Source organism: Streptomyces sp. CC208A (assembly GCF_030010625.1).
Classification (GTDB): domain Bacteria; phylum Actinomycetota; class Actinomycetes; order Streptomycetales; family Streptomycetaceae; genus Streptomyces.
Genome location: NZ_JASCXN010000045.1, coordinates 18,949 through 43,764 on the forward strand (window position 1 = coordinate 18,949; position 24,816 = coordinate 43,764).

General features: G+C 74.0%; 19 protein-coding genes and 1 pseudogene. 12 read left to right on the forward strand and 8 right to left on the reverse strand.

Annotation, left to right across the window (positions count from 1 at the left end):
• Positions 1 to 250: 250 nt before the first annotated feature.
• From QK442_RS32600 to QK442_RS32610, 3 genes are all read left to right on the forward strand, one after another.
• Positions 251 to 829, forward strand: a complete 579-nt coding sequence (locus QK442_RS32600) for a fasciclin domain-containing protein (RefSeq protein ID WP_282697724.1) — start codon at positions 251 to 253, stop codon at positions 827 to 829.
• Between the two features lie 142 nt (positions 830 to 971).
• Positions 972 to 2,498 (forward strand): SDR family oxidoreductase, encoded by a 1,527-nt coding sequence (locus tag QK442_RS32605; protein WP_282697725.1) that lies wholly within the window; start codon positions 972 to 974, stop codon positions 2,496 to 2,498.
• A 993-nt stretch (positions 2,499 to 3,491) separates the two neighbouring features.
• Entirely contained in the window at positions 3,492 to 4,139 is a 648-nt protein-coding gene (locus tag QK442_RS32610; protein ID WP_282697726.1) for a fasciclin domain-containing protein, read from the forward strand.
• Between the two features lie 116 nt (positions 4,140 to 4,255).
• Here QK442_RS32610 and QK442_RS32615 read toward each other — a convergent pair whose 3' ends face one another.
• Complete coding sequence (locus QK442_RS32615) at positions 4,256 to 5,512, reverse strand: NAD(P)/FAD-dependent oxidoreductase (RefSeq protein ID WP_282697727.1); 1,257 nt, start codon at positions 5,510 to 5,512, stop codon at positions 4,256 to 4,258.
• A gap of 708 nt (positions 5,513 to 6,220) precedes the next feature.
• Between QK442_RS32615 and QK442_RS32620 the strand changes: the two genes are divergently transcribed.
• Positions 6,221 to 7,138, forward strand: a complete 918-nt coding sequence (locus QK442_RS32620) for an SDR family oxidoreductase (protein WP_282697728.1) — start codon at positions 6,221 to 6,223, stop codon at positions 7,136 to 7,138.
• 65 nt (positions 7,139 to 7,203) lie between these two features.
• Here the strand turns inward: QK442_RS32620 and QK442_RS32625 are convergent, their stop codons facing one another.
• Positions 7,204 to 7,626, reverse strand: coding sequence for a DUF6479 family protein (locus QK442_RS32625; RefSeq protein WP_349239702.1), 423 nt, complete (start codon positions 7,624 to 7,626; stop codon positions 7,204 to 7,206).
• Between the two features lie 150 nt (positions 7,627 to 7,776).
• Here QK442_RS32625 and QK442_RS32630 point away from each other — a divergent pair, with 150 nt between their 5' ends.
• Positions 7,777 to 9,852: an MMPL family transporter gene (locus QK442_RS32630; protein ID WP_282697730.1), complete on the forward strand. Its 2,076-nt coding sequence runs from the start codon at positions 7,777 to 7,779 to the stop codon at positions 9,850 to 9,852.
• Between the two features lie 57 nt (positions 9,853 to 9,909).
• Here the strand turns inward: QK442_RS32630 and QK442_RS32635 are convergent, their stop codons facing one another.
• The gene (locus QK442_RS32635) at positions 9,910 to 10,662 is read right to left on the reverse strand and encodes an anti-sigma factor (protein ID WP_282697731.1); all 753 of its coding nucleotides are present in this window, start codon (positions 10,660 to 10,662) and stop codon (positions 9,910 to 9,912) included.
• Complete coding sequence (gene sigK, locus QK442_RS32640; RefSeq protein ID WP_282697732.1) at positions 10,659 to 11,246, reverse strand: ECF RNA polymerase sigma factor SigK; 588 nt, start codon at positions 11,244 to 11,246, stop codon at positions 10,659 to 10,661. The genes QK442_RS32635 and sigK overlap by 4 nt, the downstream gene beginning before the upstream one ends.
• Before the next feature lie 256 nt (positions 11,247 to 11,502).
• Between sigK and QK442_RS32645 the strand changes: the two genes are divergently transcribed.
• The 4 genes and pseudogenes from QK442_RS32645 to QK442_RS32660 all read left to right on the forward strand — a co-directional run.
• Positions 11,503 to 13,077, forward strand: a complete 1,575-nt coding sequence (locus QK442_RS32645) for a sulfite oxidase (protein WP_282697733.1) — start codon at positions 11,503 to 11,505, stop codon at positions 13,075 to 13,077.
• Positions 13,078 to 13,229: 152 nt separating this feature from the next.
• Positions 13,230 to 14,603 (forward strand): deoxyribodipyrimidine photo-lyase, encoded by a 1,374-nt coding sequence (locus QK442_RS32650; protein WP_282697734.1) that lies wholly within the window; start codon positions 13,230 to 13,232, stop codon positions 14,601 to 14,603.
• Positions 14,604 to 14,793: 190 nt separating this feature from the next.
• Positions 14,794 to 15,402, forward strand: a complete 609-nt coding sequence (locus QK442_RS32655) for a sigma-70 family RNA polymerase sigma factor (RefSeq protein WP_282697735.1) — start codon at positions 14,794 to 14,796, stop codon at positions 15,400 to 15,402.
• A gap of 103 nt (positions 15,403 to 15,505) precedes the next feature.
• A pseudogene (locus QK442_RS32660) lies at positions 15,506 to 15,952 on the forward strand (DUF1295 domain-containing protein); the annotation flags it as partial.
• A 25-nt stretch (positions 15,953 to 15,977) separates the two neighbouring features.
• Here QK442_RS32660 and QK442_RS32665 read toward each other — a convergent pair.
• Both QK442_RS32665 and QK442_RS32670 read right to left on the reverse strand, forming a co-directional pair.
• The gene (locus tag QK442_RS32665) at positions 15,978 to 17,042 is read right to left on the reverse strand and encodes a MerR family transcriptional regulator (protein WP_282697736.1); all 1,065 of its coding nucleotides are present in this window, start codon (positions 17,040 to 17,042) and stop codon (positions 15,978 to 15,980) included.
• Positions 17,043 to 17,103: 61 nt separating this feature from the next.
• On the reverse strand, positions 17,104 to 17,391 hold the full coding sequence (locus QK442_RS32670) for a hypothetical protein (RefSeq protein WP_282697737.1): 288 nt from the start codon (positions 17,389 to 17,391) through the stop codon (positions 17,104 to 17,106).
• Between the two features lie 327 nt (positions 17,392 to 17,718).
• Between QK442_RS32670 and QK442_RS32675 the strand changes: the two genes are divergently transcribed.
• On the forward strand, positions 17,719 to 20,829 hold the full coding sequence (locus QK442_RS32675; protein ID WP_282697738.1) for a DEAD/DEAH box helicase: 3,111 nt from the start codon (positions 17,719 to 17,721) through the stop codon (positions 20,827 to 20,829).
• Between the two features lie 110 nt (positions 20,830 to 20,939).
• Complete coding sequence (locus tag QK442_RS32680) at positions 20,940 to 22,088, forward strand: YbdK family carboxylate-amine ligase (RefSeq protein WP_282697746.1); 1,149 nt, start codon at positions 20,940 to 20,942, stop codon at positions 22,086 to 22,088.
• 37 nt (positions 22,089 to 22,125) lie between these two features.
• On the opposite strand, the gene QK442_RS32685 is transcribed toward QK442_RS32680, so the two are convergent.
• Positions 22,126 to 22,845, reverse strand: a complete 720-nt coding sequence (locus QK442_RS32685) for a 2OG-Fe dioxygenase family protein (RefSeq protein WP_282697739.1) — start codon at positions 22,843 to 22,845, stop codon at positions 22,126 to 22,128.
• Between the two features lie 679 nt (positions 22,846 to 23,524).
• Here QK442_RS32685 and QK442_RS32690 point away from each other — a divergent pair.
• On the forward strand, positions 23,525 to 24,118 hold the full coding sequence (locus QK442_RS32690; RefSeq protein WP_282697740.1) for a peptidase inhibitor family I36 protein: 594 nt from the start codon (positions 23,525 to 23,527) through the stop codon (positions 24,116 to 24,118).
• 99 nt (positions 24,119 to 24,217) lie between these two features.
• Here QK442_RS32690 and QK442_RS32695 read toward each other — a convergent pair whose 3' ends face one another.
• On the reverse strand, positions 24,218 to 24,616 hold the full coding sequence (locus tag QK442_RS32695; protein ID WP_282697741.1) for a nuclear transport factor 2 family protein: 399 nt from the start codon (positions 24,614 to 24,616) through the stop codon (positions 24,218 to 24,220).
• Positions 24,617 to 24,816 lie beyond the last annotated feature (200 nt).

Below are 24,816 nucleotides of genomic sequence, written 5' to 3' on the forward strand. Positions count from 1 at the left end.
GGTTTCGAGAGGCCCCATCCTTCCCCGCGGACAACGGCTCCGACCAGCGATTTAAGGCGCACCCGGCGACCGCCCCGAGACCTTCCCCGAAGAGCCCGCCCGGGACGGTGCGCGGGCCGGCGCCGGCGTTCGGGAAGAAAAAGGCCGCCGACCCCATCCGGAGAGCCGCTTCGCGCCGAATGTCCGGGTGAGAGGTCAACCGATCCGCGGCCGCGGCCCCTCGGCGTCCGGCCGACGGGAGGAGCACGTCATGAACACCACCTTCACCCGGCGCCGCGTCCCGGCCGTTCTGGCCGCCGCGGCCCTCGCGGTCTCGTTCGGAGCTCTCGCCCCGCCGTCGTCGGCCGACGACGGCGGCGCTCCGTTCGGCCCGGGCTGCGCCTCGGTGCCCGAGCAGGGGGCCGGCTCGTTCGCCGGCATGGCCGACGACCCGGTGGCGACCGCCGCTTCGAACAACCCGGCGCTGTCCACCCTGGTCGCCGCCGTCGAGAAGGCCGGTCTCGTCGACACCCTCGACAACGCCGAGGACATCACGGTCTTCGCGCCGACGAACGGCGCCTTCGCCGAGATCCCGAAGGCCGACCTCGACAAGGTCCTCGCCGACAAGGCCACGCTCACCGAGATCCTCACCTACCACGTGGTCGACGAGCCGGTGGAGAAGGCGGACCTCGCCGACGGCTCGTTCAAGACCCTGCAGGGCGACATGCTGACCACCGCCGGGTCCGGGGACACGTACGAGGTCAACGACACCGCCTCCGTCGTCTGCGGCGATGTGCAGACGTCCAACGCGACCGTGCACATCATCGACACCGTGCTCATGCCGGAGTGAGGGGGCGTCAAGGCACCGGGGCCCGGCCACGGTCGGGTCCCGGCCACGGTCGGGTCCCGGCCCGGCATCCGGGTGCCCCCGTGACGACGAAGAACCCGCATGAGGTGTGTACGACCCGGAACCCCGTGAAACGGATCAGCACATGGTCACTCCCACATCGTCCGAGGCCCCCCGCTGTCTGGTCACCGGCGCGAGCGGTTACATCGGGGGCCGCCTCGTACCGGAGCTGCTCGACGGCGGGTACCGCGTGCGCTGTCTCGCCAGGCACCCGGACAAGCTCCGCGACTTCCCCTGGGCCGACAGGGTGGAGACCGTACGCGGTGACGTCACGGTCGCCGACAGCCTGCGCGAGGCGTTCACCGGCGTGGACGTCGCCTACTACCTGGTCCACTCCATGAGTTCGACCGCACGCTTCGAGGACACCGACCGGCTCGCCGCCCGCACCTTCGCCGCCGAGGCCGGCGCCGCCGGGGTACGGCGCATCGTCTACCTGGGCGGCCTGACCCCGCGCGGAGTCCCGGAGGACGAGCTCTCCCCGCACCTCCGCTCCCGCACCGAGGTGGGCCGTATCCTCCTCGACTCGGGCGTCCCCACCACCGTCCTGCGGGCCGCCGTCGTCATCGGCTCCGGATCGGCCTCCTTCGAGATGCTCCGGTACCTGACCGAACGGCTCCCCGTCATGGTCACCCCCAGCTGGGTCGGCACCCGGGTCCAGCCCATCGCGGTCCGCGACGTGCTGAGGTACCTGGTGGGGAGCGCCGCCATGCCCGCAGACGTGAACCGGACCTTCGACGTCGGAGGCCCCGACGTGCTCACGTACCGGGAGATGATGGAGAGGTACGCGGAGGTCGCGGGGCTCCGTCGGCGCCTCATCGTGCCCGTGCCGGTCCTCACCCCCCGGCTGTCCAGCCAGTGGATCGGTCTCGTCACACCGGTGCCGGCCTCCCTGGCCCGGCCCCTCACGGAATCGCTCCGGCACGAGGTGGTCCGCACCGAGAACGACATCACCCGGTACGTCCCGGACGGCCCCGGCCGGCCCGTCCCCTTCGACGAGGCGCTCCGGCTGGCCCTCCGCCGTGTACGGGAGGCACGGGTCACCACCCGGTGGTCCTCCGCCTCACCGCCCGGAGCGCCGAGCGACCCGCTGCCGACGGACCCGGACTGGGCGGGCGGCAGTCTGTACACCGACGAACGTGCCCGCACCGTCGACGCGAGCCCCGAGGCGCTGTGGCGGGTCATCGAGGGGGTGGGCGGGGAGAACGGCTGGTACTCCTTCCCGCTGGCCTGGGCCGTCAGGGGATGGGCGGACCGGCTCGCCGGGGGAGTGGGACTGCGCCGGGGACGCAGGGACGCGGAACGCCTCCGGGTCGGCGACGCGCTGGACTTCTGGCGTGTGGAGGCGATCGACCGCGGCCGCCTGCTGCGCCTCCGGGCCGAGATGCGTCTGCCGGGTCTCGCGTGGCTGGAGATGGCCGTCGACCGGGACGAGCAGGGGCGGACGTCGTACCGTCAGCGGGCGCTCTTCCACCCCCGGGGCCTCGCGGGGCAGGCGTACTGGTGGGGCGTCGCCCCGTTCCACGCCGTGGTCTTCGGAGGCATGGCCAGGAACATCACCCGGACCGCCGAGACGGAGGGCGACCGGTCGGGGGCGGCCCCGGACCGTAGGTGATCTCCGCTGCCCGGACGGGCCGAGAGGTGCGCGGAGCGCCGACCGGATGACGGCCGGCACCCCTGCCTCGCCTCACGCATCCGGCCAGTGCCCCGGAGAAGCCCTGAGGAAGCCGCACAGGTGCCGCGAAGGAGCGACGCGCCCGGTGCGGAGCACTGATGACCCTGGGCGGGGAGAGCCTGGGGAGGCACCCGCCCGAGCCGGTGGTGTCCCGGGAACCCGCCGGTACGTCGGTGGGAACCCCGCCTCTCTCCCCGCGTCATCCGACGGGCCGGGTCGGTTCGTGACCTTCCGGGAGCCGGTCCTGGTGGGCGTCGGCGGCAGCCCGCCGGACGGCGACCCCGCCGAACGCGCGATGCGGGCACGCCCCGAACGGGGCACCGCCCCCTCCGGGCGGCGGAGGGCGCCGTCCCCACTGATGCTCCTTTCCCACACCGCTGTGCGCACACCGGAGCGCCGGCTCGCCGGCCCTCGCGCCGATTCCGTACGCGGTACGGGTGACCGGGCGACAAGGAGGAGTTCGGGCTCGCGGTGCTCGAATCGATGGAGGCGGGGTCGCTCGTCGTCGGTGCCGTGCGCGGTGGAACGGAAGCGACCGGACCTGGGCGGGTCGCCCGCCGGCGGGCGCGCCAGGGCGGGGGATCTCGCCAGATCCGGCTTGTCCGCACTCGTTCGGGTGAAGGGCCCATCCGTCGGGCGGGCAGCGCCGAATGACGGGACGTGAGCACCTTCCACACCGGCACCACCCGCCGGACCCCCGGTACCCGCAACCCCCTCGGTCTCCCCGGCACCTTTCCCGGCGAGTCCGTCGGACGGTCGCTCCGGTCGCCGTGCCCGTGGACCACGCAGGTGCCCGGTGAACCCCCGTCCGCGGGTGGCGCACCGCTGCCGACGCTCACCCCGACCACCGGACCCGCCTTCGAGGCGCCGGTCCGGACAGAACGCCCCGGCCTCCCTCGGGACCGGGCGAAGAACCCCCAAGGAGCAACAGCCATGAACTCTCCGCGCATCCGTCGTGGCGCGATCGCCGTGACCGCCGCCGTGGTTCTCCCCTTCTCGCTCGCCGCCTGCTCGGACTCCGACGGCGACACCAAGGCCGCGGCCTCCGCGTCCGCCGCCGCGGACCCGGCCGCGACCGTGACCCCGGCGGAGGGCGCGACGGCGATGGACGCGCCGTTCGGTCCGGCCTGCGCCGGGGTGCCGAAGGAGGGCGCGGGCTCCTTCGACGGCATGGCGAAGGACCCCGTCGCCACCGCCGCGTCGAACAACCCCGCCCTGTCCACCCTGGTCACCGCGGTGAAGCAGGCCGGTCTCGTCGACACCCTCGACAACGCCGAGGACATCACGGTGTTCGCGCCGACGAACGACGCCTTCGCCAAGATCCCGAAGGCCGACCTCGACAAGGTCCTCGCCGACAAGGCCACGCTCACCAAGATCCTCACCTACCACGTCGTCGGCCAGAGGCTCACCCCCGGGCAGCTGGAGAACGGCAGCTTCGAGACCCTCCAGAAGGGCATGATCACCACTACCGGGTCCGGCGAGGACTACACCGTCGACGACACCGCCAAGGTGGTCTGCGGCAACGTCAAGACCGCCAACGCCGACGTCTACATCATCGACACCGTCCTCATGCCCGAGTAGGCCGGTTCCGACGGTCCGGACATCCCCCGCCCCGTCTCCTTCCGCCGAAGGGGGCGGGGCCGTCCGCGTACGGCGCGCGGACGACACGACTCCGGCACGTCCTGGAGCGAGGTCCTTCAGACCGCGCCCGTCCGGAGGTCGTCCAGGACGGTGCGAGCCGCTCGCGCGCCCGAAGCGAGCGCACCCTGGAGGGAGCCGGTCGCCCGGTGATCCCCGTAGACGTACCGGCCGGGAGCCCACCGCGTGGTCCGGGACAGCGGCGTGGGGCCTGGCATCTCCGGCAGGGCGTCGGGGACCGTGACGCGGTGGACGGCCTCCCAGCCGTCCGTGTCCGTGCCGTACGCCTCGCCCAGGGCCCGCAGGGCGGCGTCCGTGTCCGCCGGGCCGGGGGAGCCGAGCAAGGAGGTGGACACCAGCGCCCGGCCGTCGGTGGAGAAGCCGGGCTGGACGGCGGTGAGGACGCAGGAGTTGAGGAATCTGCGCCGCGCGTCGACGACCAGCAGCGGCTCGTCCAGGGGAGACCGGGCGGTCGCGTGGTACAACGTGGTCACGGTCCGGCCGTCCGGGACACGGAGCCCCGGAAGCAGCTCCGCCGCGGCCCGCTGCCCGGTGGCGACGACGACCGCGCGAGACCACACCTCGCTCCCGTCCGCGAGGACCACGCCGTCGGGCGTCAGGGCGGAGACGAGGATCCCGGTCCGCAGTACGTCCTGCGGCAGCCGCGAGGCGAGCTGGGCGGGCACCGCGCCGATCCCCTCGGCCGGCAGGCAGAGGGTGCCGCGGAGCATGCTCCGCCACACCAGGTGGAAGAAGCGCGCCGAGGTCTCCAGCCGGTCCTCCAGGAAGACCCCCGACAGGAACGGCCGGAAGAGCGTCTCCACCAGCTGCGCCGACACGCCCGCCGTGGCCAGGGCGTCGAGGGTGGTCCCGTCGGAGCCGTGCCGCAGCACGGACACCGGTGCCAGGGCGTCGCGCGCCGACAGGGCGGAGAGGGCGAGCAGGTCGCGGCCGGACGCGAGCCGGCCCGGCAGCAGATCCCGGCTCTTCCGTGGTCGACGGCTCGGATCGGTGAAGCGGCGTGGGCCCCGCTCGGTATGCACGAGCACCCCCGGCGTGAACGGCCGCAACCGCGGTGCCTTCAGGTTCATACGCCGCTTCACCTGCGGGTACGACGTGTTGAAGACCTGGAAACCGCGGTCCACGGTGAAGCCCGCCACCCGGTCGGTACGCATCCGGCCGCCGACCGCGTCGCCCGCTTCCAGGAGCAGCACCCGCAGGCCCGCCGCGCACAGGTCACCGGCGCAGGCGAGGCCGGCGGCCCCTGCTCCGACGACCACCACGTCGTACCGGGCGCCGTCCGTCGTCTTCTCCATGGTGTCCCCTCTCCGTGGATCTCTTCGTGGGAGGCCCGTTCCCCGCCGTCGGCAGACTGCTGAGGGTCAGGGGCCCGGTCCGCACAGGTCGCTCACGCGGGCGACGCGGGCACCGGCGGAGGCGTACGGCTCCGTCGGTGCCCGCGTCTGACTCGGGGGCCTGGTTCGGTGGTGCGGTGCCGCACGGCCGACAGGATCGGGTGCGCCTCGGCCCGGTGGAGACGGCGGTGGGAGACGGGCCGCGGCCCGATCGTCGCCACGGACGTGGCCGTGCCCGTCCGCTTCCGGGAACGGGACGCCCAGCGGATTTCCGAAGAGCTCACGCGTGTCCGTCATGCCGTACCGGTCCTCGTTCCCGCGATGCGCCGTCGCCCCGCATTCATTCCGGGGGCCTTCACCGGATGCGGTGGACGCCCTCGGGGCGGAAGCTGGACCATGACGCGAAGCCGGACGGGGAAAAGTGCCCGTCCGGTCGCGTCCGACGGCCCCTCCGCCGGAGAAGTACCCGGGTGAGGGGCGGACGTCGTGAAAGTTCCTTGCCGGCGAAGGAGCCGTGCGGGGCGCGGAGCGCCGCGTCGGCTCCGTGCGTGCCGCCCCGCTGCTCCCGACCGCGCCCACCCCGAGCGGCCGACCTCGCCCGAGGCGCCGGAACCGCCGGGACGGCCGCTGTCCGCCCACTTCCGTTCGCCCTTCACACCGGAGACCGTCATGTCCCGCTCATGGGAACTGCAAGGACGTACCGCTGTCGTCACCGGCGCCGCCCGTGGGCTGGGTGCCGGCCTGGCCCGCCGGCTCGCCGGGCGCGGCATGCGGGTGGCCCTCCTGGGACGGGAGCACGCCACCCTCGCCGCGGTGGCCGTGACGCTCGCCGCCGAGAGCCACGTCGTGGAGGTCGACGTCACCGACGACGCGGCGATGGAACGGGCCGCCGAGGACGTGACGCGCACCCTCGGCGCCCCGTCGGTCGTCATCGCCAACGCGGGCGTCGCGGAGGGCGGTCCCTTCGAGACCTCCGACCCCGAGACGTGGCGCCGCGTCGTGGAGGTCAACCTCGTGGGCAGCGCGGTCACCGGGCGGGTCTTCCTGCCCGGCCTGCGGTCCACCCGTGGTTACTTCCTCCAGGTCGCCTCCACCGCCGCCTTCGGTGCGGCCCCGATGATGAGCGCCTACTGTGCCTCCAAAGCGGGTGTCGAGGCGTTCGCCCGCTCCCTCCGCGCCGAGGTGGCCCACCAGGGCGTCGGCGTGGGGGTGGCGTACCTGCACTGGACCGACACCGACATGGTCCGCGACGTCGACCGTCACACGGTCCTGCGGGAGCTGCGCGGTCACATGCCCGCTCCCGCCCGCCGCGTGTACCCGGTCGACCAGGTCGCGAGCCGGCTCGCACGAGGTGTGGAACGGCGCTCGACCTCCGTCTACGCCCCGCCGTGGCTGAGACTCGCCCAGGCCGGACGACCGCTCTTCCCCTTCGCGGTGGACCTGTTCTCCCGCCGGGAACTGCCCCGGCTCATGCGGGAGCACTCGTTCGAACAGACCGGTCTGCTCGGGGCAGGCGGAAGGATCGAGGAGGCGACGATCGACCGTTCCGCCGCCGGGCGTGCGGGGGACGGGCAAGCGGCCTCCTGACGTGTGCGTCCTGCGGCACGGTGCGGCACGCACGGAAGGGCCCGCTGCGCGTTCCACGGTCGTGGTCACGTGAACCGGGCCCCCGCCCCGGCGGCTTCCTGCGACGAGACGAGGGCGAGACGAGGAGGAAGACCAGGAGGAAGACGAGGCCAGTGGCCCCGCTTCTCCTGATCCCCGTGGCCGCCGCCGCTGCCGAAACCACCGCTGGAGATGCGGCCCCACTCGCGCCACTCCTCGCTCGGCGGCTCCGGTGACGTCTCGGCGCTGCCTCCTCTGAGCCGGTGCGGGGTGAGGCGGTGCGCGCCGTCGGTGCCGGGCACCTCCGGGGGCCGCCGGTACTCCGATGCGTCCGGCCGCCGGCCGCCGGACGGACGCATCGGGCGGCGCGTCCGCTGCGGAAGGGCCGCCCGATGTGACGAGCCGTTGTCCGTTCCGTGAAGCCGGGACATCGCGCGGCCGTTGCCGCCTCGTCCGCCGGCCGACTGCATCCGTGCCGTGCCGGTGGACGGAAGGAAGAGCGTGGGCAGGCCGGCTTTGCCTCACGGGAGGGCCGGAGAACGAAAGCCTTCGGCTTGATGCTTCAATTTATCTCGATCATTGAGATAGTCGACCAATGAGAGATCTCTAGGGAGTTCTTCATGCCCACACCCGCGCGCTGGGTGAGCAGACTGCTGCCACTGCTGGTGCTCGTCGTCTGGCTCGCCGTCGGAGGCGGGCTCGGTCCCTACGCCGGGAAGCTCGGTGAGGTGGCCACCAACGATCAGGCCGCCTTCCTCCCCCGAAGCGCCGAGTCGACCCAGGTCCTCCAGAGCCAGGAGGCGTTCCGCCAGGAAGAGACCCTTCCCGCCCTGGTCGTCTGGACCGCCGAGGGGGGCGGTCCCGTCGCCCCTTCCGTGCAGGCGGCCGCGACCAGGGCCCTGGCAACCCTCAAGGGCATTGAAGGCGTGGTCGGCGCACCCTCCCCGGCCTTCCCCTCCGAGGACGGAGAGGCACTGCGGGGTGTGGTCCAGCTCCGGTCCGACCTCGGCGACGAACTGTCCGTGGTGCTGGAGCAGGTGGACGCGGCGGCGTCGACCGTACCGGGCACCGACGCGTGGCTGGCGGGCCCCGCTGCGACCCAGGCCGACCTCGGCGACGCCTTCGCGGGCATCGACGGCCTCCTGCTCGTCGTCGCCCTGGTGACCGTCCTGGTGATCCTGCTCCTCGTCTACCGGAGCGTCCTGCTGCCGCTGCTGATCATCCTCGGCGCCGTCTTCGCCCTCGGCCTGGCCTGCGCCGTCGTCTACGCCCTCGCCGACCACGACATCGTCCGGGTCGACGGCCAGGTGCAGGGCATCCTGTCCATCCTGGTCATCGGTGCCGCCACCGACTACGCCCTGCTGCTCGCCGCCCGCTACCGGGAGGAGCTGGCCACCCGCGACGGCGACCGGAGGCCGGCCATGCGCGCCGCCCTCAAGCAGTCCTTCGGACCGATCGCGGCCAGCGCCGCCACGGTCGCCCTCGGCCTGCTCGCCCTGCTGTTCAGCGACCTCACCAACAACCGGGCCCTCGGTCCCGTCGGAGCCATCGGCATCGTCTGCGCCGTGCTGAGCGCGGTGACCTTCCTCCCCGCCGTCCTGGTGCTGCTCGGCCGGGCCGCGTACTGGCCGAGTCGCCCCAAGGCCTCTGCCGACGGCGAGGCGGCCCACCCCGTCTGGCGCAAGGTCGCCGCGCTCGTCGACCGCGCGCCGCGCAAGGTCTGGGCCGGCTCGCTGGCGGCCCTGCTCGCCTGCGCCGCCTTCTCCTTCACGCTCGACTCCAAGGGCGTCCCGTTCGACGAGATCTTCGTCAAGGACGTCCCCTCCGTCTCCGCCCAGGAGCGCCTGAGCGAGCACTTCCCGGGCGGCGCGGGCAATCCCGCCGTCGTCATCGCCGACGCCGACGCCGCGGAGCAGGTGCGGACGGCCGCCGAAGGGGTCGACGGGGTCGACTCCGCCACCCTCTTCGCCGCCCCCGGCACCTCCCGGCCGCTCGTCGCCGACGGACGCGTCCGGATCGACGTCACCCTCACGGACGCCGCGGACTCGGACGCGGCCAAGGACACCGTCGCCGCCCTGCGTGCCACCCTGCACGCGGTCCCCGGCGCCGACGCCCTCGTCGGCGGCTCCACCGCCCAGCAGTACGACACCCAGGTCACCGCCGAGCGGGACCGGAAGCTCATCGTTCCCGTCGTGCTGGCCGTCATCCTGGTCATCCTGGTCGGCCTGTTGCGCTCCCTGCTGCTGCCGGTCCTCCTGGTGGCCACCGTCGCGCTCAACTTCCTGGCCACCCTGGGCGTCGCCGCCCTCGTCTTCGAGCACGTTCTCGGATTCACCGGGACCGACTCCTCCGTGCCGCTGTACGGGTTCGTCTTCCTGGTCGCCCTCGGCGTCGACTACAACATCTTCCTCATGTCGCGGGTACGCGAGGAGACGGAACGGCACGGCACTCGCGAGGGCCTGCGACGGGGGCTGGTCGCCACGGGCGGGGTCATCACCTCGGCCGGTGTCGTCCTCGCCGCCACCTTCGCCGCGCTGGGCGTGATCCCGCTGGCGTTCCTCGTCCAGATCGCCTTCATCGTCGCCTTCGGCGTCCTGCTCGACACCCTCGTCGTCCGGTCACTTCTGGTACCGGCCCTCGTCCGGGACGTCGGCGCCACGATCTGGTGGCCGGGCGCGCTCCGCCACCGGCCCTGACCCGTTTCCCGGCCGGGGCACGTCCACGTGCCCCGGCCACCGACGGGAAGGGGAAGGTCAGGAGGGAAGGGCGAGGAGGAGCAGGGGCTGTGTGGTGGGCTGCGCGGATCCACCGTCCGGTTCGACGGTGAGCCCCACCGCGGTCGCGTCGGCGGGTTCACCGTCGACGAGGACGGTGCCGTCGGAACGGATGAACCCGGCCGGCCGCATCGTGCCGTCGTGGTCGAGCCACAGCTGGTAGGTGTGACCCCGCGCCGGGGCCGGCAGCCCGGTCGCGGTGAACACGGCCCGGTTCTGCCGCTCCGAGGAGACGACCGTGGCCAGGGCGCCGTTCGTCGTCCGCCCGTGCACGGCCCGGGCGTCGGGCGCGGCCAGCACGTCGCTGACGGCGTCGAGCTGTCGCTGGACCTGACGGGCCTGGCGCTGCGCGTCCTCGTTCTGCCGGTGCTGCCAGGCGGCGAGACCGGCGAACGAGACGGCGGCGGCGACGGCGGCGGCGAGCGCGAGCGGCATCGCCCGGCGCTTCAGCCTCTGGGCGAGGCCCGCCACCGGGCGGGCGGCGGGGACCTGCGGCGGGAACTGGCGCACGTTCTCGACGGCGGTCAGCGTCCGCTGCTTGAGCGCGGCCGGAGGGTCCTGTCCGACGGCGGACGCCAGCCGGGCGGCGGTCGCCTCGAACTCGGTCACGTCCCCGTGGCAGTCCTCGCAGTGCGCGAGGTGGGCGACGAACTCCTCCCGCTCGGCGGTGTCGAGGGCGTGGAGCGCATAGGCGGCCGCGAGGGAGTGGATGTCGGAGCGGTGGCGGTTCACGCGGTCACCCCCATGCAGTCGCGGAGGCGGATCAGTCCGTCGCGCATGCGTGTCTTGACGGTGGGGAGCGGGGTCCGCAGGGCCTGGGCGACTTCACGGTACGTGAGCCCCCCGTAGTAGGCGAGGGTGACGGCCTGACGCTGGAGCTCGGTCAGACCGCGCAGGCAGCGGCGTACCTGCTCGCTCTCCAACCGGGTCTCGACCTGCTCGGCGACCTCGTCGAAGGCGGTGGCGTGCTCGCGCGCCGCCTGGGCGTATTCACGGTCGGAGGCCGCCTGAGCGGACCGGACGCGGTCCACGGCCCGCCGGTGGGCGATGGTCGCGGCCCAGGTGGTGACGCTTCCGGCCGCCGGGCGGTAACGGGCGGCCTGCCGCCACAGGTCGATCATGACCTCCTGGGTGACCTCCTCGGACTGGGACCGGTCGCGCACCACTCGGAGCACGATGCCGAACACCAGGGGCGCGAGGGCGTCGTAGAGAGTGGAGAAGGACTGTTTGTCGCCCTGGGCGACCTTCCGCATCACCTCGGCGAGGTCACCTCGGGGGCGCGCGCCCGGGGCATCGGAGGGGAGCGGTCGGGTCACCGGCCGGGCTCCGGTCGCCGGGATCGGACGGAGCCGCCGGGGGCGGCGGTCCTGGGGGAGGGGGTCCATCGCATGCTGGTCCTTCGGGGGCGGGCGGACGGTGTCTGAAGCTGCTTCGGAACGGATGGCACCGCGGATGGCTCCAGACGGGTCACGATGTCGTCACGGAGCCGACGGAGTGCCTTGCCCGCCACGACGACACCTCGTTCGGGTGACGGAACCCGTCCCCGAGACGGTCATTGCCGAAGGACCGGGTGTGAGCAGCTTCCGGAACACCCTCAGCCGCCCGTCCCGCGGCGCACTCGCCGGCTTGACGGCCGGCTGTACGGCCCTGGCGGTGGCCGAACTGATCGCGGCCCTCGTGCGGCCCGCCGCCGGGCCGGTCACGGTCGTCGGCGGCGCGGTCGTCGACCGGACCCCGGCGCCGGTGAAGGACTTCGCGATCCGCACCTTCGGAGAGAACGACAAGACCGTCCTCCAGCTCGGCATCCTCGTCCTGCTCGCCCTCTTCGCGACGGCCCTCGGGATCGTGGCGCTGCGGCACCGGTACGCCGGTGCGCTCGGTGTCCTGGCGTTCGGGCTCGTCGGTACCGCCGCCGCGCTGAGCCGGCCCGACTCCACCGGGCTCGGTGACGCGGTGCCCTCCCTCGTCGGGTCGGTGGCGGGGGCCGCGGTCCTGTACGTCCTGGCGGGCAAGGCCGTCCTGGCGGGGGAGGCACCCCGTGGCACGGGCGCGCGCGGAGGAAGCCGACGCGGGTTCCTGACGGCCGTCGCGGTCACCGCCGTCGCCGCGACCGCCACGGGAGCCCTGGGGCGGATGCTGTCCGACCGCCGGGGCCGGGACGCCGAAGCCTCCCGCGCCGGCCTCGTCCTGCCTCCACCGGCGTCCCCCGCCCCCGCCGTGCCACCGGGCGCGCGGCTCGGCGTGCCGGGCATCAGCCCCTTCAGCACACCGAACCGCGACTTCTACCGGGTCGACACGGCCCTCGTCGTCCCCAAGGTCGACGCGGACACCTGGCGGCTGCGGATCCACGGCAAGGGCGTGACCCGGCCACGGACGTTCACGCTCGACGAGCTGCTGGCCCGCCCCCTGATCGAACGCGACATCACGCTCACCTGCGTGTCCAACGAGGTCGGAGGGCCGTACGTGGGCAACGCCCGCTGGCTGGGTGTCCCCCTGCGCGGCCTGCTGGCCGAGTGCGGGGTGGAGCCGCCGTCCCGAGGCGGACCGGCCGACCAGCTGGTGGCCCGCTCGGTGGACGGCATGACGCTCGGCTCCCCGGTGGAGGACGTGATGGACGGCCGGGACGCGATGCTCGCCGTCGGCATGAACGGCGAGCCGCTCCCCTTCGACCACGGCTTCCCGGTCCGCATGCTCGTCCCCGGCCTGTACGGCTACGTGTCGGCCTGCAAATGGATCGAGTCCATCGAACTCACCACGTTCGCCGCTTATGACCCGTACTGGGTGAAACGCAAGTGGGCCCGCAAGGCACCGGTCAAGACCCAGTCCCGCATCGACACCCCCAGGCCCTTCGCCCGCCCCGCCGCCGGCACGGTCACGGTCGCGGGCGTCGCCTGGGCCCAGCGCCGTGGCATCACCCGCGTCGAGATCCGCGTCGACGACGGTCCCTGGCAGCACGCCGACCTCGCCGAGCAGGACACCGTTGACACCTGGCGCCAGTGGTCCTACCGCTGGAACGCCACCCCCGGCGGACACACGATCACCGTCCGCGCCACCGACGGCGCCGGGCAGGTGCAGACCGAGCAGCGCACCCGGACCGTCCCCGACGGAGCGAGCGGCCACCACAGCGTCTTCGTCACCGTCACCTAGACCATGGCGGTGCCGGCCTCCTCCGCTCCGCCGAAGCGGCCGATCCGTGAGCATCCGGCACCCCGGAGAAAGAGGAACCGCGGATGCGGGAATGCCATATCCGTACCCCGGCGCGGCGCGCCCGTGACCGGTGGCCGATCAGGGAGAGCGCGATGACCGTCTCCGTCGTTCTGTACACCTCCGACCTCAGGGTCCACGACCATCCGCCGCTCAGGGCCGCGGCACAGGGGGCGGAGGAGGTGGTGCCGGTGTTCGTCCGCGACCCGGCCGTGAACCGCGGGGGATTCGCGGCGCCCAATCGGCTGGCCTTCCTCGCGGACTGCCTGCAGGACCTCGACCGGGCCTTGAAGGAGCGGGGCGGCCGCCTCGTGGTGCGGGAGGGCGACACGGTGTCCGAGGTGCGGGCGCTGGTGCGGCAGACCGAGGCCGACGAGGTCCACATGGCCGCCGGGGTGACGGCCTTCGCCCGGAGGAGGGAGGCCCGTCTGCGCAGGGCGCTGGAGGCGGACGGCTGCCGCCTGTACGTGCACGACGGCGTGGTCACCGTCGTCCCGCCCGGCGACGTCCTCCCGCAGGGCTCGGACCACTTCGCCGTCTTCACCCCCTACCACCGGCGCTGGGCCGCCGAGCCTCTCCGGGCCCCTTTCGCCGCCCCGAGGAAGCTGCGCGTGCCGTCGGGCGTGCGCTCCGAGCGCGTCCCGCGGCGCTCCGCCGTCGCGGACGTGTCGCCGGCCCTCCTCGTGGGAGGGGAGAGCACGGGCCGTAAGCGCCTCGGCGCATGGCTGGCCGACCGCCTCGACACGTACGGGGAACACCACGACGACCTGGCGGGCGACGCCACCTCCCGTCTCTCGCCCTACCTCCACTTCGGCGCCCTCTCCGCCACCGAGGCGGTGCACCGGGCGAGCAGGCGCGGCGGGGCCGGTGCCGACGCGTTCGTACGGCAGCTCTGCTGGCGCGACTTCCACCACCAGGTGCTGGCCGCCCGCCCCGAGGCGGCCGGAGCCGACTACCGTTCCCGGCCGGGGGGTTGGCGGGAGGGCGCGGACGCCGCTGCGGACCTCGCCGCCTGGCGGGAGGGGCGCACCGGCTACCCCCTCGTCGACGCCGCCATGCGCCAGCTCGCCCACGAAGGATGGATGCACAATCGAGGCAGGCTGATCGCAGCCTCCTTCCTGACGAAGACGCTCTGCATCGACTGGCGTGAAGGAGCGCGCCATTTCCTCGGCCTGCTGGTGGACGGCGACATCGCGAACAACCAGCTCAACTGGCAGTGGGTGGCCGGCACCGGCACGGACACCCGCCCCAACCGCGTCCTCAACCCCGTGGCGCAGGCCAAGCGGTACGACCCCGACGGCAGCTACGTACGCCGCTGGGTCCCCGAACTCGCGGACCTCGACGGCCCGGTCCTCCACGAGCCCTGGCGGCTCACCGGACTCGACCGGGCGGCCCTCGACTACCCGGAGCCGTTGATCGGGCTCTCCGACGGCCTGGCGCGCTTCCGGCGGCTCCGGGGTTCCGCCTGACCGCACACGCCTCCCGGCGCGACGAGCGGGCCGAGATTTCGATGCGAAAGCGATGCGAGTTGTGGTGAGGGGAGTGTCGGCCGGACCGTGAGGAGGCACGGGGTCGCCGAGGCCCCGGAGCCGACGCTCCCGCAGCGACGGCGGCACACCCGGTGGCCCCCCCGCGCCACCGCCCGGAGGAGGAAGCGTCATGACCGCACACCGGAGCACCGGAGACCTCGTCACCGCCGCGGCCGCCGTCGCCGAGGACGCCGTCACCGACGACCGCATCGCCCGCGGCCTGGCCGGCGGGGACGAGCACTGCCTGGCCGCCGCCTACCGGCGCTGGGGCCGCCTGGTCCACACCCTGGCGGCCCGCGCCCTGGGCGACCCCCGCGAGGCGGAGGACATCACCCAGCAGGTGTTCGTCGCCGCGTGGCGCGGACGGGCCAACTTCCGTCCCGAGCGGGGCACCCTGCCGGCCTGGCTCACCGGCATCACCCGCCGGAAGATCGCCGACGCCCTGACCGCCCGCACCCGCCGCACCGAGCTCGCGGCGACCCTCGGCGCCTCCCTGGAGCACGAGGGCCGGACGGAGGAGGAGCCCGAGCGGGTCCTGGACCGGATGGTCGTCACCGGGGAACTGTCCAGGCTGCCCCGCGTCCAGCGCGACGTCCTGGAACTCGCCTACTTCGCCGACCTGACCCAGACCCAGATCGCCGACCGCACCGGCATGCCGCTCGGCACGGTCAAGAGCCACGCCCGCCGCGGTCTCCAACGCATGCGCCACAGCCTCGAACTCGCCGGCGCCGGCGGCTGACCGGCCCGGAACCGCCCGCCGGGGCCGGCACCTCCGCATGCTCGCCGACGTCCCCCGCTTCCACCGCGCGGCGCGGGACCTGCCGACCGCCGACGACACGAACCTCACCCTCGGCTCCCTCCCCGTCCAGGCCACCGTCCTCCTGCCCCGGCCGCCGGAGGCGACCGCGTACCTCGGCCTCGCCGTGTGGGCGGCCGGCCTCGCCATCGAGACGGTGGGGGACCACCAGCTCGCCCGGTTCAACAAGGAGCCGGCGAACCGGGGCCGCGTCATGGACCGGGGGCTGTGGAGCTGGACCCGTCACCCCCACCACTTCGGCGACCTCCTCGTCTGGTGGGGCCTGTACCTGACGGCCTGCGCCACCTGGCAGACCGCGCCGCTCACCCTGATCTCCCCGCTCGTCATGAGCACCCTGCTCATCTGGGGCAGCGGCAAACGGCTCCTGGAGGCCCACATGGCCGACCGGGCCGGGTACGCCGCCTACCGGGCGCGCACGAGTGGCTTCGTCCCGCGGCCGCCCCGACGCCGACCGGGGACGGAGACCCCGTAGGCGACTCACGGCCGAGGGGGCCGGATCAGGCTCCGGTGCTTCCGGCCCGCTCCTCGTACCCGGCCGCCTCCCCGTACAGCCGGGAGATCACGCCGAGCGCCTCGCGCAGACCGGTGGGACGCGCCGTGCCGGGAGCGAGCGTCCTGCCGAGCCAGCCGGGGCCTGCGAGGAGGACCAGGGGAGCGGTCCGTGCTCCCCGTACCCCGAACGCCGTCCCCGCCACGTGCCGGGCCAGCGCGTGGTTCGCGGTGGAGCGTGCCTGGGACCAGAGGACGACGGCGGCCGGCCCCGACCGGCGCACCGCCGCGTCGAGGGCCTCGGCGGGCACGGCCGCCCCGAACATCCTGGTCGGCAGCCCCCGTTCGGCGAGACCGGCGGCGAGCGCCTCCAGGGGCAGCGTGTGCTGCTCCGAGGGGACGCAGGCCAGCACCACCGGCGGGGCCGCAGGGGGCGGGGAGGAGGACGGCGGCCCGGCGACGGCGGCCCGCCGCAGTGCGGTGGAGATGTGCCAGGAGAGCAGGTGCTCCACCTCGACGTAGCGGTCGCCGGACGATTCCCACTTCCGGCCCACCGCGTGCAGCGTCGGGGCCATGATCTCCTCCCAGGCGGTGACCAGCCCGTGCTCCGCCAGCGTCGCTTGGAGGAGCCCTTCCAGGGTCGGACCGTCGAGGCGCACGGCGGCACGGGCGAGCCCGCGGCACTCCTTCCGCACGTCGCCCAGCGGCAGACCGCTGCCGGCCGTCGCACGTCCGGCCCGCCCCGGAGACGACTTCTCGACGGACACGACCGGCTCGGCGGCGAGTCTGGCCGGAGGGCTGCCGACAGGCACCCCGCTTCCGTCCGCCACCACCGCGGACCGTACTTCCCGGGCCGCCCGGGCCGCCTCGGCCGGCGGGACGCCCGACGCCGTCAGACGGCACATCTCCTCCAGCATCGCGACATCCGCAGGACTCCACCGCCGGTGCTGCCCGTCCGCACGAACGGCGGGGCCGATCCCGTAGCGCCGGTCCCAGGACCGCACGGTGGTGGGGGAGACCCCCAGACGCCGGGCCAAGGCACCCGTGGTGATCCCATGAGCGATGTCGTGCATGTCCACCACCGTACGATGCGGAAGCGATGCGAGCCGGTGTGTCCGGCGTGAGGGAACGAGGTCAGGAACGCCACGCCTCGGCGGCCGCCGGAAGGCGGGTGACCACCCCGTCGGCCAGGCGCTCGAACTCCCCGCGCGGGAACGGCGCGACCGGCCGGGCGAAGCCCTTGAAGGCCGGCGACGCCCGGTAGGTCAACCGTGTCGCCACCCCCTCCTCGGTGAACCGGAGTTCGTCCAGCGCGGTCACCGTCCTGTTCTCCCCGACGAACACCGGCCGGGCGGGCTCCCGCACGACGAGCTCGTACTCCAGCGTGGTCGTGCGCCCCCGGAACCGGACGTGTTCCGCCACCGCGCACCCGGCCGCCCGGGCCGTCGCCGAGCCGCACGCAGCGGACGGTTCCGGGGTCCCCTTCCTCGGTGCGGGCGAAGTCCTCCAGGTATGCCACGGCCTCGGCCAAGGGGCGACGCACCACGACCACCCGCTCCACACTGATCACCGCTCGGTCCTCCTCCCGCCTTCCCACCGGTGGACGCGTACTGCTCCGGTCACCTGGGCTTCCGGCCCGGCGGCCGGACCGGACGCACGGAGGGCGCCGCCGAGCAGGGACGGGCGCCCGATCGGGGGAAACGCGTGATTCGCGTGCGGAGAGTGATCATGGGATGCCACAGTCGTGCCATGCGCAGTGACGAGGCTGTCATGCAGGGAACCGTCGCCGGCCTGGCACAGGAGCGATGGAAGATCACGCTGGACGGAGAACTCCCGGCGCGGTTCGCCGAACCGGGATGGAGCCACGAGGAGACCGTCGACCGCCGCTGTCCCGTCTGCGGCGGCGAACTGCACGCCCTGCGCAGACCGTACGAGTCCCAGGGCCGGACCTACCGGTACACGGCACTCGTCTGCCCCGCCTGCCCCGCCGCCTTCACCCTCGCGGATCTCGGAGCGAGGCGCTACGACGAACTGACCGACACCACGCCTCGCCGGAGCGGCCCGGCGGAGCCGGCGCCCACCGTGACCCTGCGGGTCAGGGTTCCGGCGCAGCGCGAGGGCCGGGGCCCGGCGTGGCCGGAGGACCTGGTCGTGCCCGACCGGACCGAGCGGCGCGCCCTGCTGTGGTGCAAGGTCACCGACCCCGCGTGGCGCCCGGCCGACGCCGCGCTCGCGGCGGCCGAGGACGTGCGGGTGATCCTCCCCGAGGGCCCGGAGTACGAGGCGCTGCGGACGTGGCTCGAGGAGCGGGACGTCCCGTACCGGGTCAGCCGCTACTGGGAGGAGGCCGGGCAGGTCGGCACGGTCACCGACACCGGAGGCCGTACGGAACCGGTAGAGACCGGTCCGGACGGCGCGGCCCCCGCCGCCGGACCCTGGGCGGCCGCGGCCCGGGACGCCTTCGCCGCCCAGTGGGACGCGCTGGAGGAACTGCCGGACGGCGAGGAGGACACGTACGTACCCGTCGGCGAACTGGTTCCGGCCGAGTGGGCCGGACTGCTGCCGCACCCCTCGTTCAACCCGGTGCAGGCCGCCGCCGTCCCAGCCGTCCTCGAGGAGACCGGGCATCTGGTCGTCGTCGCGCCGACGGGCGCGGGAAAGACCCCCATCGGCATGGTCGCCGCCCTGGCGGCACACGCCCGCGGACGCAAGGCGGCCTGGCTGGTCCCGCAGCGCTCGCTCACCGACGAGCTCGACCGCGACCTCGCGCTGTGGCGCAGCCACGGCCTGCGCGTGGTGCGCCTGACCGGCGAGGCGGCGGTGGACACCGAGCTGATCCGGTCGGCCGACGTGTGGGTGGCCACCACCGAGAAGTTCGAGGCCATCTGCCGCGCCGGCTCGCTGCGGGACGCGCTCGCGGAGGTCGGCTGCCTGGTGGTCGACGAGATCCACCTGCTCGGCGACCCGACCCGCGGAGCCGTACTGGAGGCGCTGCTCGCCCGGGTACGGGAGGACAGCGCGGCCACCCGCATCGTCGGCCTGTCCGCGACGGTCGCCAACGCCGACGAGGTCGCCGACTGGCTGGGCGCCCGGCTCGTCCGCACCACCTGGCGGCCCACCCGGCTCACCTGGCAACTGCCCCACCTGCCCCCGGTCGACGACATGGACCGGACGGAGCGGGCCGCCGTCCGCACCCGGGCCGCCGTCCGCATCGCCCGGCAGGTCACCGGGGACGGCGGCAGCGTCCTCGTCTTCTGCGGCAGCAAGCGCGGCGTACGGTCCACGGCGCTCGCGCTGGCCGCCGACCGGGGCGTGCCCACCACCGGCGTCGACGCCGACGACGCCGAAGAGGTGGAACGGCTGTGCACCAAGGCCGGTGTACGGCTGCACTACCGGGACTGGCCGTACAAGCGGGAGGCCGAACAGGCCTTCCGCGCCCGCGAGGCGGAGATCCTGGTCGCCACCTCCACGGTCGCGGCCGGCGTCAACCTCCCCGCCCGCGCGGTGGTCGTCCGCGACACCACCCTCGGCCTGGACCGCGTCGAGGTGTCGATGGTCCAGCAGATGTTCGGCCGCGCCGGACGCATCGGCGCCGGAGAGCGCGAGGGCTGGGCGTTCCTGCTCACCGACCCGTCCGAACGGGCCCACTGGCAGGCCCGGTTGGCCGCCGGATACACCGTACGATCACGCCTCGACGAGCACCTGCCCGACCACCTCCTCGCCGAAGCCGTACAGGAGCGCCTCTCGACCCTCGACGAGGCCGAGCGCTGGTGGGCCGGAACGTTCGCCGCGCACCAGGGCCACGACAGCGTCGAGCCCCTGCACGAGGCGGCACGCTTCCTCGCGGACGTGGGCTGTCTGCGCCCCGCGGCGGACGAGGACCGGCTGGAACCCAGCCCCCTGGGCCGACTGACCAGCCGCTTCATGGTCGACGCCACCCTCGCCGACGACCTGGCGACGGCACTGCGACAGGCCCCGGTGCCCGAAGACCCGCTCACCGCCGAGCAGGTGCTCGCGTACCTGCTCAGCACCCGCCTGCCCGTACTCGAACAGGCACCGTTCACCGACCGGGCGAAGACGGCCCTGCGCCGGGTCCTGCGCGAGACCGACCACACGGACGACCCCTGGGGGCTCGGCCCGGTGGAGGCGGCGGCGCCGGACGACGACGAACAGCGCCCGCAGGCCGGCGACCTCGCCCGCGCGGTCCTGCTGCTCGCGGCGACCCGCCCGCACCTCTTCCGCGGCCGGCCCGCCTACGTCCTCGGCATCCCCGTCGACTCCATGACCGGCATCCTGGAAGAGGCACAGCGCTATCTGGCCTGGCTGGGCGCGCAAGGCCCCCTCGGCACCGTCCACCCCTGGGTCGCCGTCGTCGCCGGCGACCTCGCCCTGCGCGTCCGCTGGCGCACCCTCGGCCCCGGCCGAGGAGCCGGACGCCTCCTCTGGATGTGCGAACGCATGGCCACGGCCCCCCTCGCGCCCCACCTCGTCCCCCGCATGTGGCACGCGGCCAGAGCCCGCGGCATCGGAGCACCCGACTGGCCCGGCACCACGCCGCCCGGTGACTGCGCACTGCCCCCGGACCGCTACCGGGCCCTGCTCGCGGAACGCGCCACCGGCACCCGCCTCACCCTCCAGGACGACACGCTCCGGGCATGGGCTCCGCCCGGAGCCGTGATCCGCCTGTGGAACGGCACGACCACCACCCGGCACCCCGCCGACGGCGAGGAGGCCACGCTGCCCCTGCCACCCGCCGAACCGGCCGACCCGTCGGCGGGGTGCCACGGCGCCGCCGTCTTCACCCGCGGTGACCGGCTGGGAGCAGGATGGCTCGAAGCGTACGCGGCCGTCCGCGCCTGATCCGGCCGCCCGGCCGCCCGGGACACCGGCATGGCACGGACGCGGCCGGGCAGTCGCCCGCCACGAGACCCGTGACGGCCGGGAGGCGGAGGATGGGAGACGTGCTCACGATGGGGGTCGAGGAGGAGTACTTCCTCGTCGATCCGGGGTCCGGGCGGATCAGCGCCGCCGCCGGGAGGGTACTGGCCAGGGCGCGGGCGGAGCCAGGTGCGAGCGACGTCCTCACGGGCGAGTTCACCCGCCACCAGATCGAGGCCCGCACGACCCCTTGTGCGACGCTCGCCCACCTGCGTACCGAGCTGAGCGCGGTACGGCGTGCCGCGGCCCGCGCCGCCCGGGCGGAAGGGCTGCGGCTGTGCGCGTCCGGCACACCGGTGCTGGGCGAGGCCGCGGAAGCGACGGAGCGGGCGCCGGGGGAGGAGGCCGGAGACGGCGCGTGGGGGACGCCGGTCGGCGACCATCCGCGCCACCGGGCGGGTGTGGCCCAGTACCGGGCGATGATGGGGGACTTCGCGGTCTGCGCCCAGCACGTCCACGTCCACTGCCCGGACCGGGAGTGCGCCGTCCTCGTCGGCAACCATCTGCGTCCCGTGCTGCCGACCCTGGTGGCCCTGAGCGCGAACTCGCCGTTCCACGAGGGGCGCGACACCGGATACGCGAGCTGGCGTTCCGTGATCCGGCAGCGGTTTCCGTGCCTGGGGCCGCCGCCGTACGCGCGGTCGCTCGCCGAGAGCGCGCGCCGCGCGGAGACCATCGCGGCGGCGGAGGCGATGCTCGCCCCGACGCTGCCCTTCTGGGATGTCCGCCCCAACCCCCGGCTGCCGACCGTGGAGATCCGCTGCCCGGACGTCTCCGCCGACCTGGAGGGGGCGGTGTGCCTGGCGGCCCTGGTGCGGGCCCTGGTGGCCGAGGCGATCGGGGCGGTCGGCCGCGGCGACCCGGGTCCCCGGGTGGGCGCGGAGGAACTGCGGGCCGCCTACTGGAAGGCCGCCCGGGACGGTGTGACGGGTAACGGCGTGGACCTGGCCACCGGCCGGGCCGTGCCGGCCGCCGAACTGGCCCGCGCCTTGCCGACCCGGGTGGAGGGCCCCCTGGAGGCGGCGGGCGACCGGCAGGCCGTGCACGCGTACGTACGACGGACGCTCGTCGACGGCCCGGGGGCGGCGCTGCAACGCGCGGCGGCGCGGGAGGCCGGTCCGCCGGGAGCAGTACGCCGACTGGTGGCGGCGACGGAGGGGACGTCGGCGAAGGACCCGTAGACGTGGGCCACGGCGGGGGCGGGAGCCCGGGACGGCCTCAGGTCTCGGGCTCGGGCTCGGCCAGCGTGACGACCAGAACGTCGCGGTGCGCAGGCCGCCCCGGCGCGCGGGGGCGTATCGGCGACACCCCGTGCAGGGTGCACCGGTCGTCACCGAGGAGCAGGGTCCCGGGCCGGTCGAGGACCGTACGGAACAGGGGAGCACCGTCCTGGTGGTAGACGGTGCTCTCGCCGCCGTCGGCGTTGCCGCGGTCCACCAGCAGCGAGGAGACCAGGGTCACCCCGTCGCGGTGCACGCCTTCCGGCGTGGGCTCGCCGGGCACGTCGGCGGTGGCCGGCACCCGGAAAGGATGGATCTTGACCGTCCACTCGGGCGGATCCGCCAGCACGGCCGCCGCCCGGGCGAGCAGCGACAGCAGACCGGCGAGAAGCGGGTCGGCGCTGAAGGCGTCGGTGAGCGGCTCGAAACGCCACTCACGCCCCACGTACAGCGGGTTGGTGTCGGCCGGTTGCAGAAAGGCCTCGTGCGGCCGCTCCCGGCGCTCCCCGGTGGGCCGCAGGCCGACGTGCCCGTAGCGGCGCAGCCGCATGGTGCCGGAGGAGCGCAGATAGGGGTCGGGGACGAGGTCGTCCCAGTGCCGGTCGAACTCCGCCCACCGTTCCGGTGGGGCGCCGAGCCATCGGGCGGTCTCCTCGGCCGGGACGACGCAGGCGCCGGGATCCACCAGCTGTCGCGTGAATCGTTCGAGGTCGTTCATGCCCGGGAGAGTGCCCGGCCGTCCCGGTGTCATGCGCCGCGAGGACGGGAGGAGGCGCGGCGGGCCGGGAACGGTACGGGGAGGCATGAGTGGCACGGCCGGTTCTGGGCAGTCGCCTGGTCGGGTGCGCACCCGAAAAGCCGTCGCCCGGCTTCCCCCCCTCCGGGCGACGGCGCGCGGAAGCGGTACGTCGCCTTCACCACGTCCTTTCCGGCCCGCGCCGCGGCACGACCACCGCATACGCGCGGGGCCGTCGGCCGTACGGGCGCCCGCCGCCCCGCCCCCGAGGCCGCACGGCCGTGGAGAACGCCACCGCCGAGGGCCCTCATGAGCGCGGGGCGCGGAGACCGGCGCGGTCGGCCACGTCCGGGCTCCGCCGTCCACGGTGCCGAGTGCCGGCCGGCGCGCTGTGCTCGTGCGCAGGTGCCCGCTCCGCCGACTCCACGGAATCCTCACGACGTACCGAGAAGACCGGCGACGAGTGCCGCACGGGGTCCAGGCCGGCACCCGCCCCAGGTGAGAGCGGGACCCGGCCCACGGGAGCCGCGACCAGGAGGCGTCCGGCAGGGGCGTTCCGGTCAGCGAGGGGCCGGAGAACCCCCTTTTCCGTGATCAGGTGATGACTTAGCGTGGCGTTGCTCCGCACTACCAGAGTTTCGTGACTGAAGGGATGATCCCCATGCGCACGAGAACCAAGCTCGGTGTCACTCTGGCCGCCTGCGCGGTCGCCACCCTCGGAACGGTGGCGCCGACCTCGGCGTCGACCGAACTCGAGAGGACGATCGCGACCCAGGCCCGGGAAGCAGGCCTGAGCAAGAGCGAGGTCGCCGGCCTGCAGCGGCAGATCGACGAGCAGATGGCCCGCACACCCGGCGGCAAGCAGATCGGCGTCAACCAGATCGCCTGGCGCGGCGGCAAGGCCGTCATGACCTTACCCCTCCCCGGCGAGGCACAGGCCCGGGCGGTGAACGAACCGCTCGGCACCCTCGGAACGCCGAACTGCAGTTACCTGTGGACCTGCCTCTACGAGCACTCGAACTATGACGGCCGCCGTCTGACCTGGTCGGACTGCAACTTCGAGAATCTCGCCAACTGGGGCTTCAACGACAAGACCAGCTCCTGGCACAACAACCAGAGCCGGGGTACCAAGTCCTACGTCTACAACTGGACCGGCTCGTCCTGGGCGCTGCTGTGGAGCTCCACGGCCCCCTCCGCCAGTTCCTACGTGGGCAGCGCGAACAACGACAGGGCGGACGGCATCCGGGTCTGCTGACCGGTCCCCGCGACCGCACCACCGCCCGCCGGGCACGGCACCACGCCCGGCGGGCACCCGCGGCTCCGCCCCTCATGGCACGGCGTGGGGCCCCGCCCCTCACGACAGGGCATGGAAATACCGCACGCACGTCCGCAGCAGCCCGTCGTCCGCGATCGTGAAGACGTCCACGAACCGCTGCTCCGGCACCGCTGCCTCCCCCGTCACACGGCGACCCGTCACGATCACCGTGCGGTCCTGAGCCGCGACCCGGTCCACGAGGTGCCGGGTGCCCGGCGGCGCGTGCAGGGCGAGGGCGCGCAAAGCCCCGGTGCGGCCCCGTGCGGCCTGCAGGCCGGGCAGTTCGAGGACCACCGCGTCGTGCAGCAGCGACCCGCATCCGTCGAGGTCGCCCCCGTCCAGGTAGTCGTAGACCAGCCGCACGTGGTCGATGCCCGCGACGGTCACCAGGTCCGCCCGCCCCGAGGGCCCGGGCGTCGTGGTGTCTTGGCTGTTCAACGGTGCCAACCCCTTTCACCTTCCGGTCCAGGATTCTGCGGCGCCCGCCCAACTCGCCGTTATCGCAGCCCTATCCCCCCATCCCCGACCGGGATCTTCACGGCATGGACAGGACGAGGAGAGATGTGGAAACTGTCCTCACTCGATCCTGACGTCCCGGCGTGGACCGGCACGGTCCGGTGTGTACCGGTGCGTACCGG

Excerpts from the sequence above, each read along its gene's own strand:
- QK442_RS32615 (WP_282697727.1), bottom strand. The coding sequence starts at position 5,512 with ATGGAGAAGACGACGGACGGCGCCCGGTACGACGTGGTGGTCGTCGGA.
- QK442_RS32690 (WP_282697740.1), top strand. The coding sequence starts at position 23,525 with ATGCGCACGAGAACCAAGCTCGGTGTCACTCTGGCCGCCTGCGCGGTC.
- QK442_RS32620 (WP_282697728.1), top strand. The coding sequence starts at position 6,221 with ATGTCCCGCTCATGGGAACTGCAAGGACGTACCGCTGTCGTCACCGGC.
- QK442_RS32625 (WP_349239702.1), bottom strand. The coding sequence starts at position 7,626 with ATGCAGTCGGCCGGCGGACGAGGCGGCAACGGCCGCGCGATGTCCCGG.
- QK442_RS32685 (WP_282697739.1), bottom strand. The coding sequence starts at position 22,845 with ATGAACGACCTCGAACGATTCACGCGACAGCTGGTGGATCCCGGCGCC.
- QK442_RS32675 (WP_282697738.1), top strand. The coding sequence starts at position 17,719 with ATGCGCAGTGACGAGGCTGTCATGCAGGGAACCGTCGCCGGCCTGGCA.
- QK442_RS32630 (WP_282697730.1), top strand. The coding sequence starts at position 7,777 with ATGCCCACACCCGCGCGCTGGGTGAGCAGACTGCTGCCACTGCTGGTG.
- QK442_RS32680 (WP_282697746.1), top strand. The coding sequence starts at position 20,940 with ATGGGGGTCGAGGAGGAGTACTTCCTCGTCGATCCGGGGTCCGGGCGG.
- QK442_RS32600 (WP_282697724.1), top strand. The coding sequence starts at position 251 with ATGAACACCACCTTCACCCGGCGCCGCGTCCCGGCCGTTCTGGCCGCC.
- QK442_RS32610 (WP_282697726.1), top strand. The coding sequence starts at position 3,492 with ATGAACTCTCCGCGCATCCGTCGTGGCGCGATCGCCGTGACCGCCGCC.
- QK442_RS32665 (WP_282697736.1), bottom strand. The coding sequence starts at position 17,042 with ATGCACGACATCGCTCATGGGATCACCACGGGTGCCTTGGCCCGGCGT.
- QK442_RS32605 (WP_282697725.1), top strand. The coding sequence starts at position 972 with ATGGTCACTCCCACATCGTCCGAGGCCCCCCGCTGTCTGGTCACCGGC.
- QK442_RS32650 (WP_282697734.1), top strand. The coding sequence starts at position 13,230 with ATGACCGTCTCCGTCGTTCTGTACACCTCCGACCTCAGGGTCCACGAC.
- QK442_RS32655 (WP_282697735.1), top strand. The coding sequence starts at position 14,794 with ATGACCGCACACCGGAGCACCGGAGACCTCGTCACCGCCGCGGCCGCC.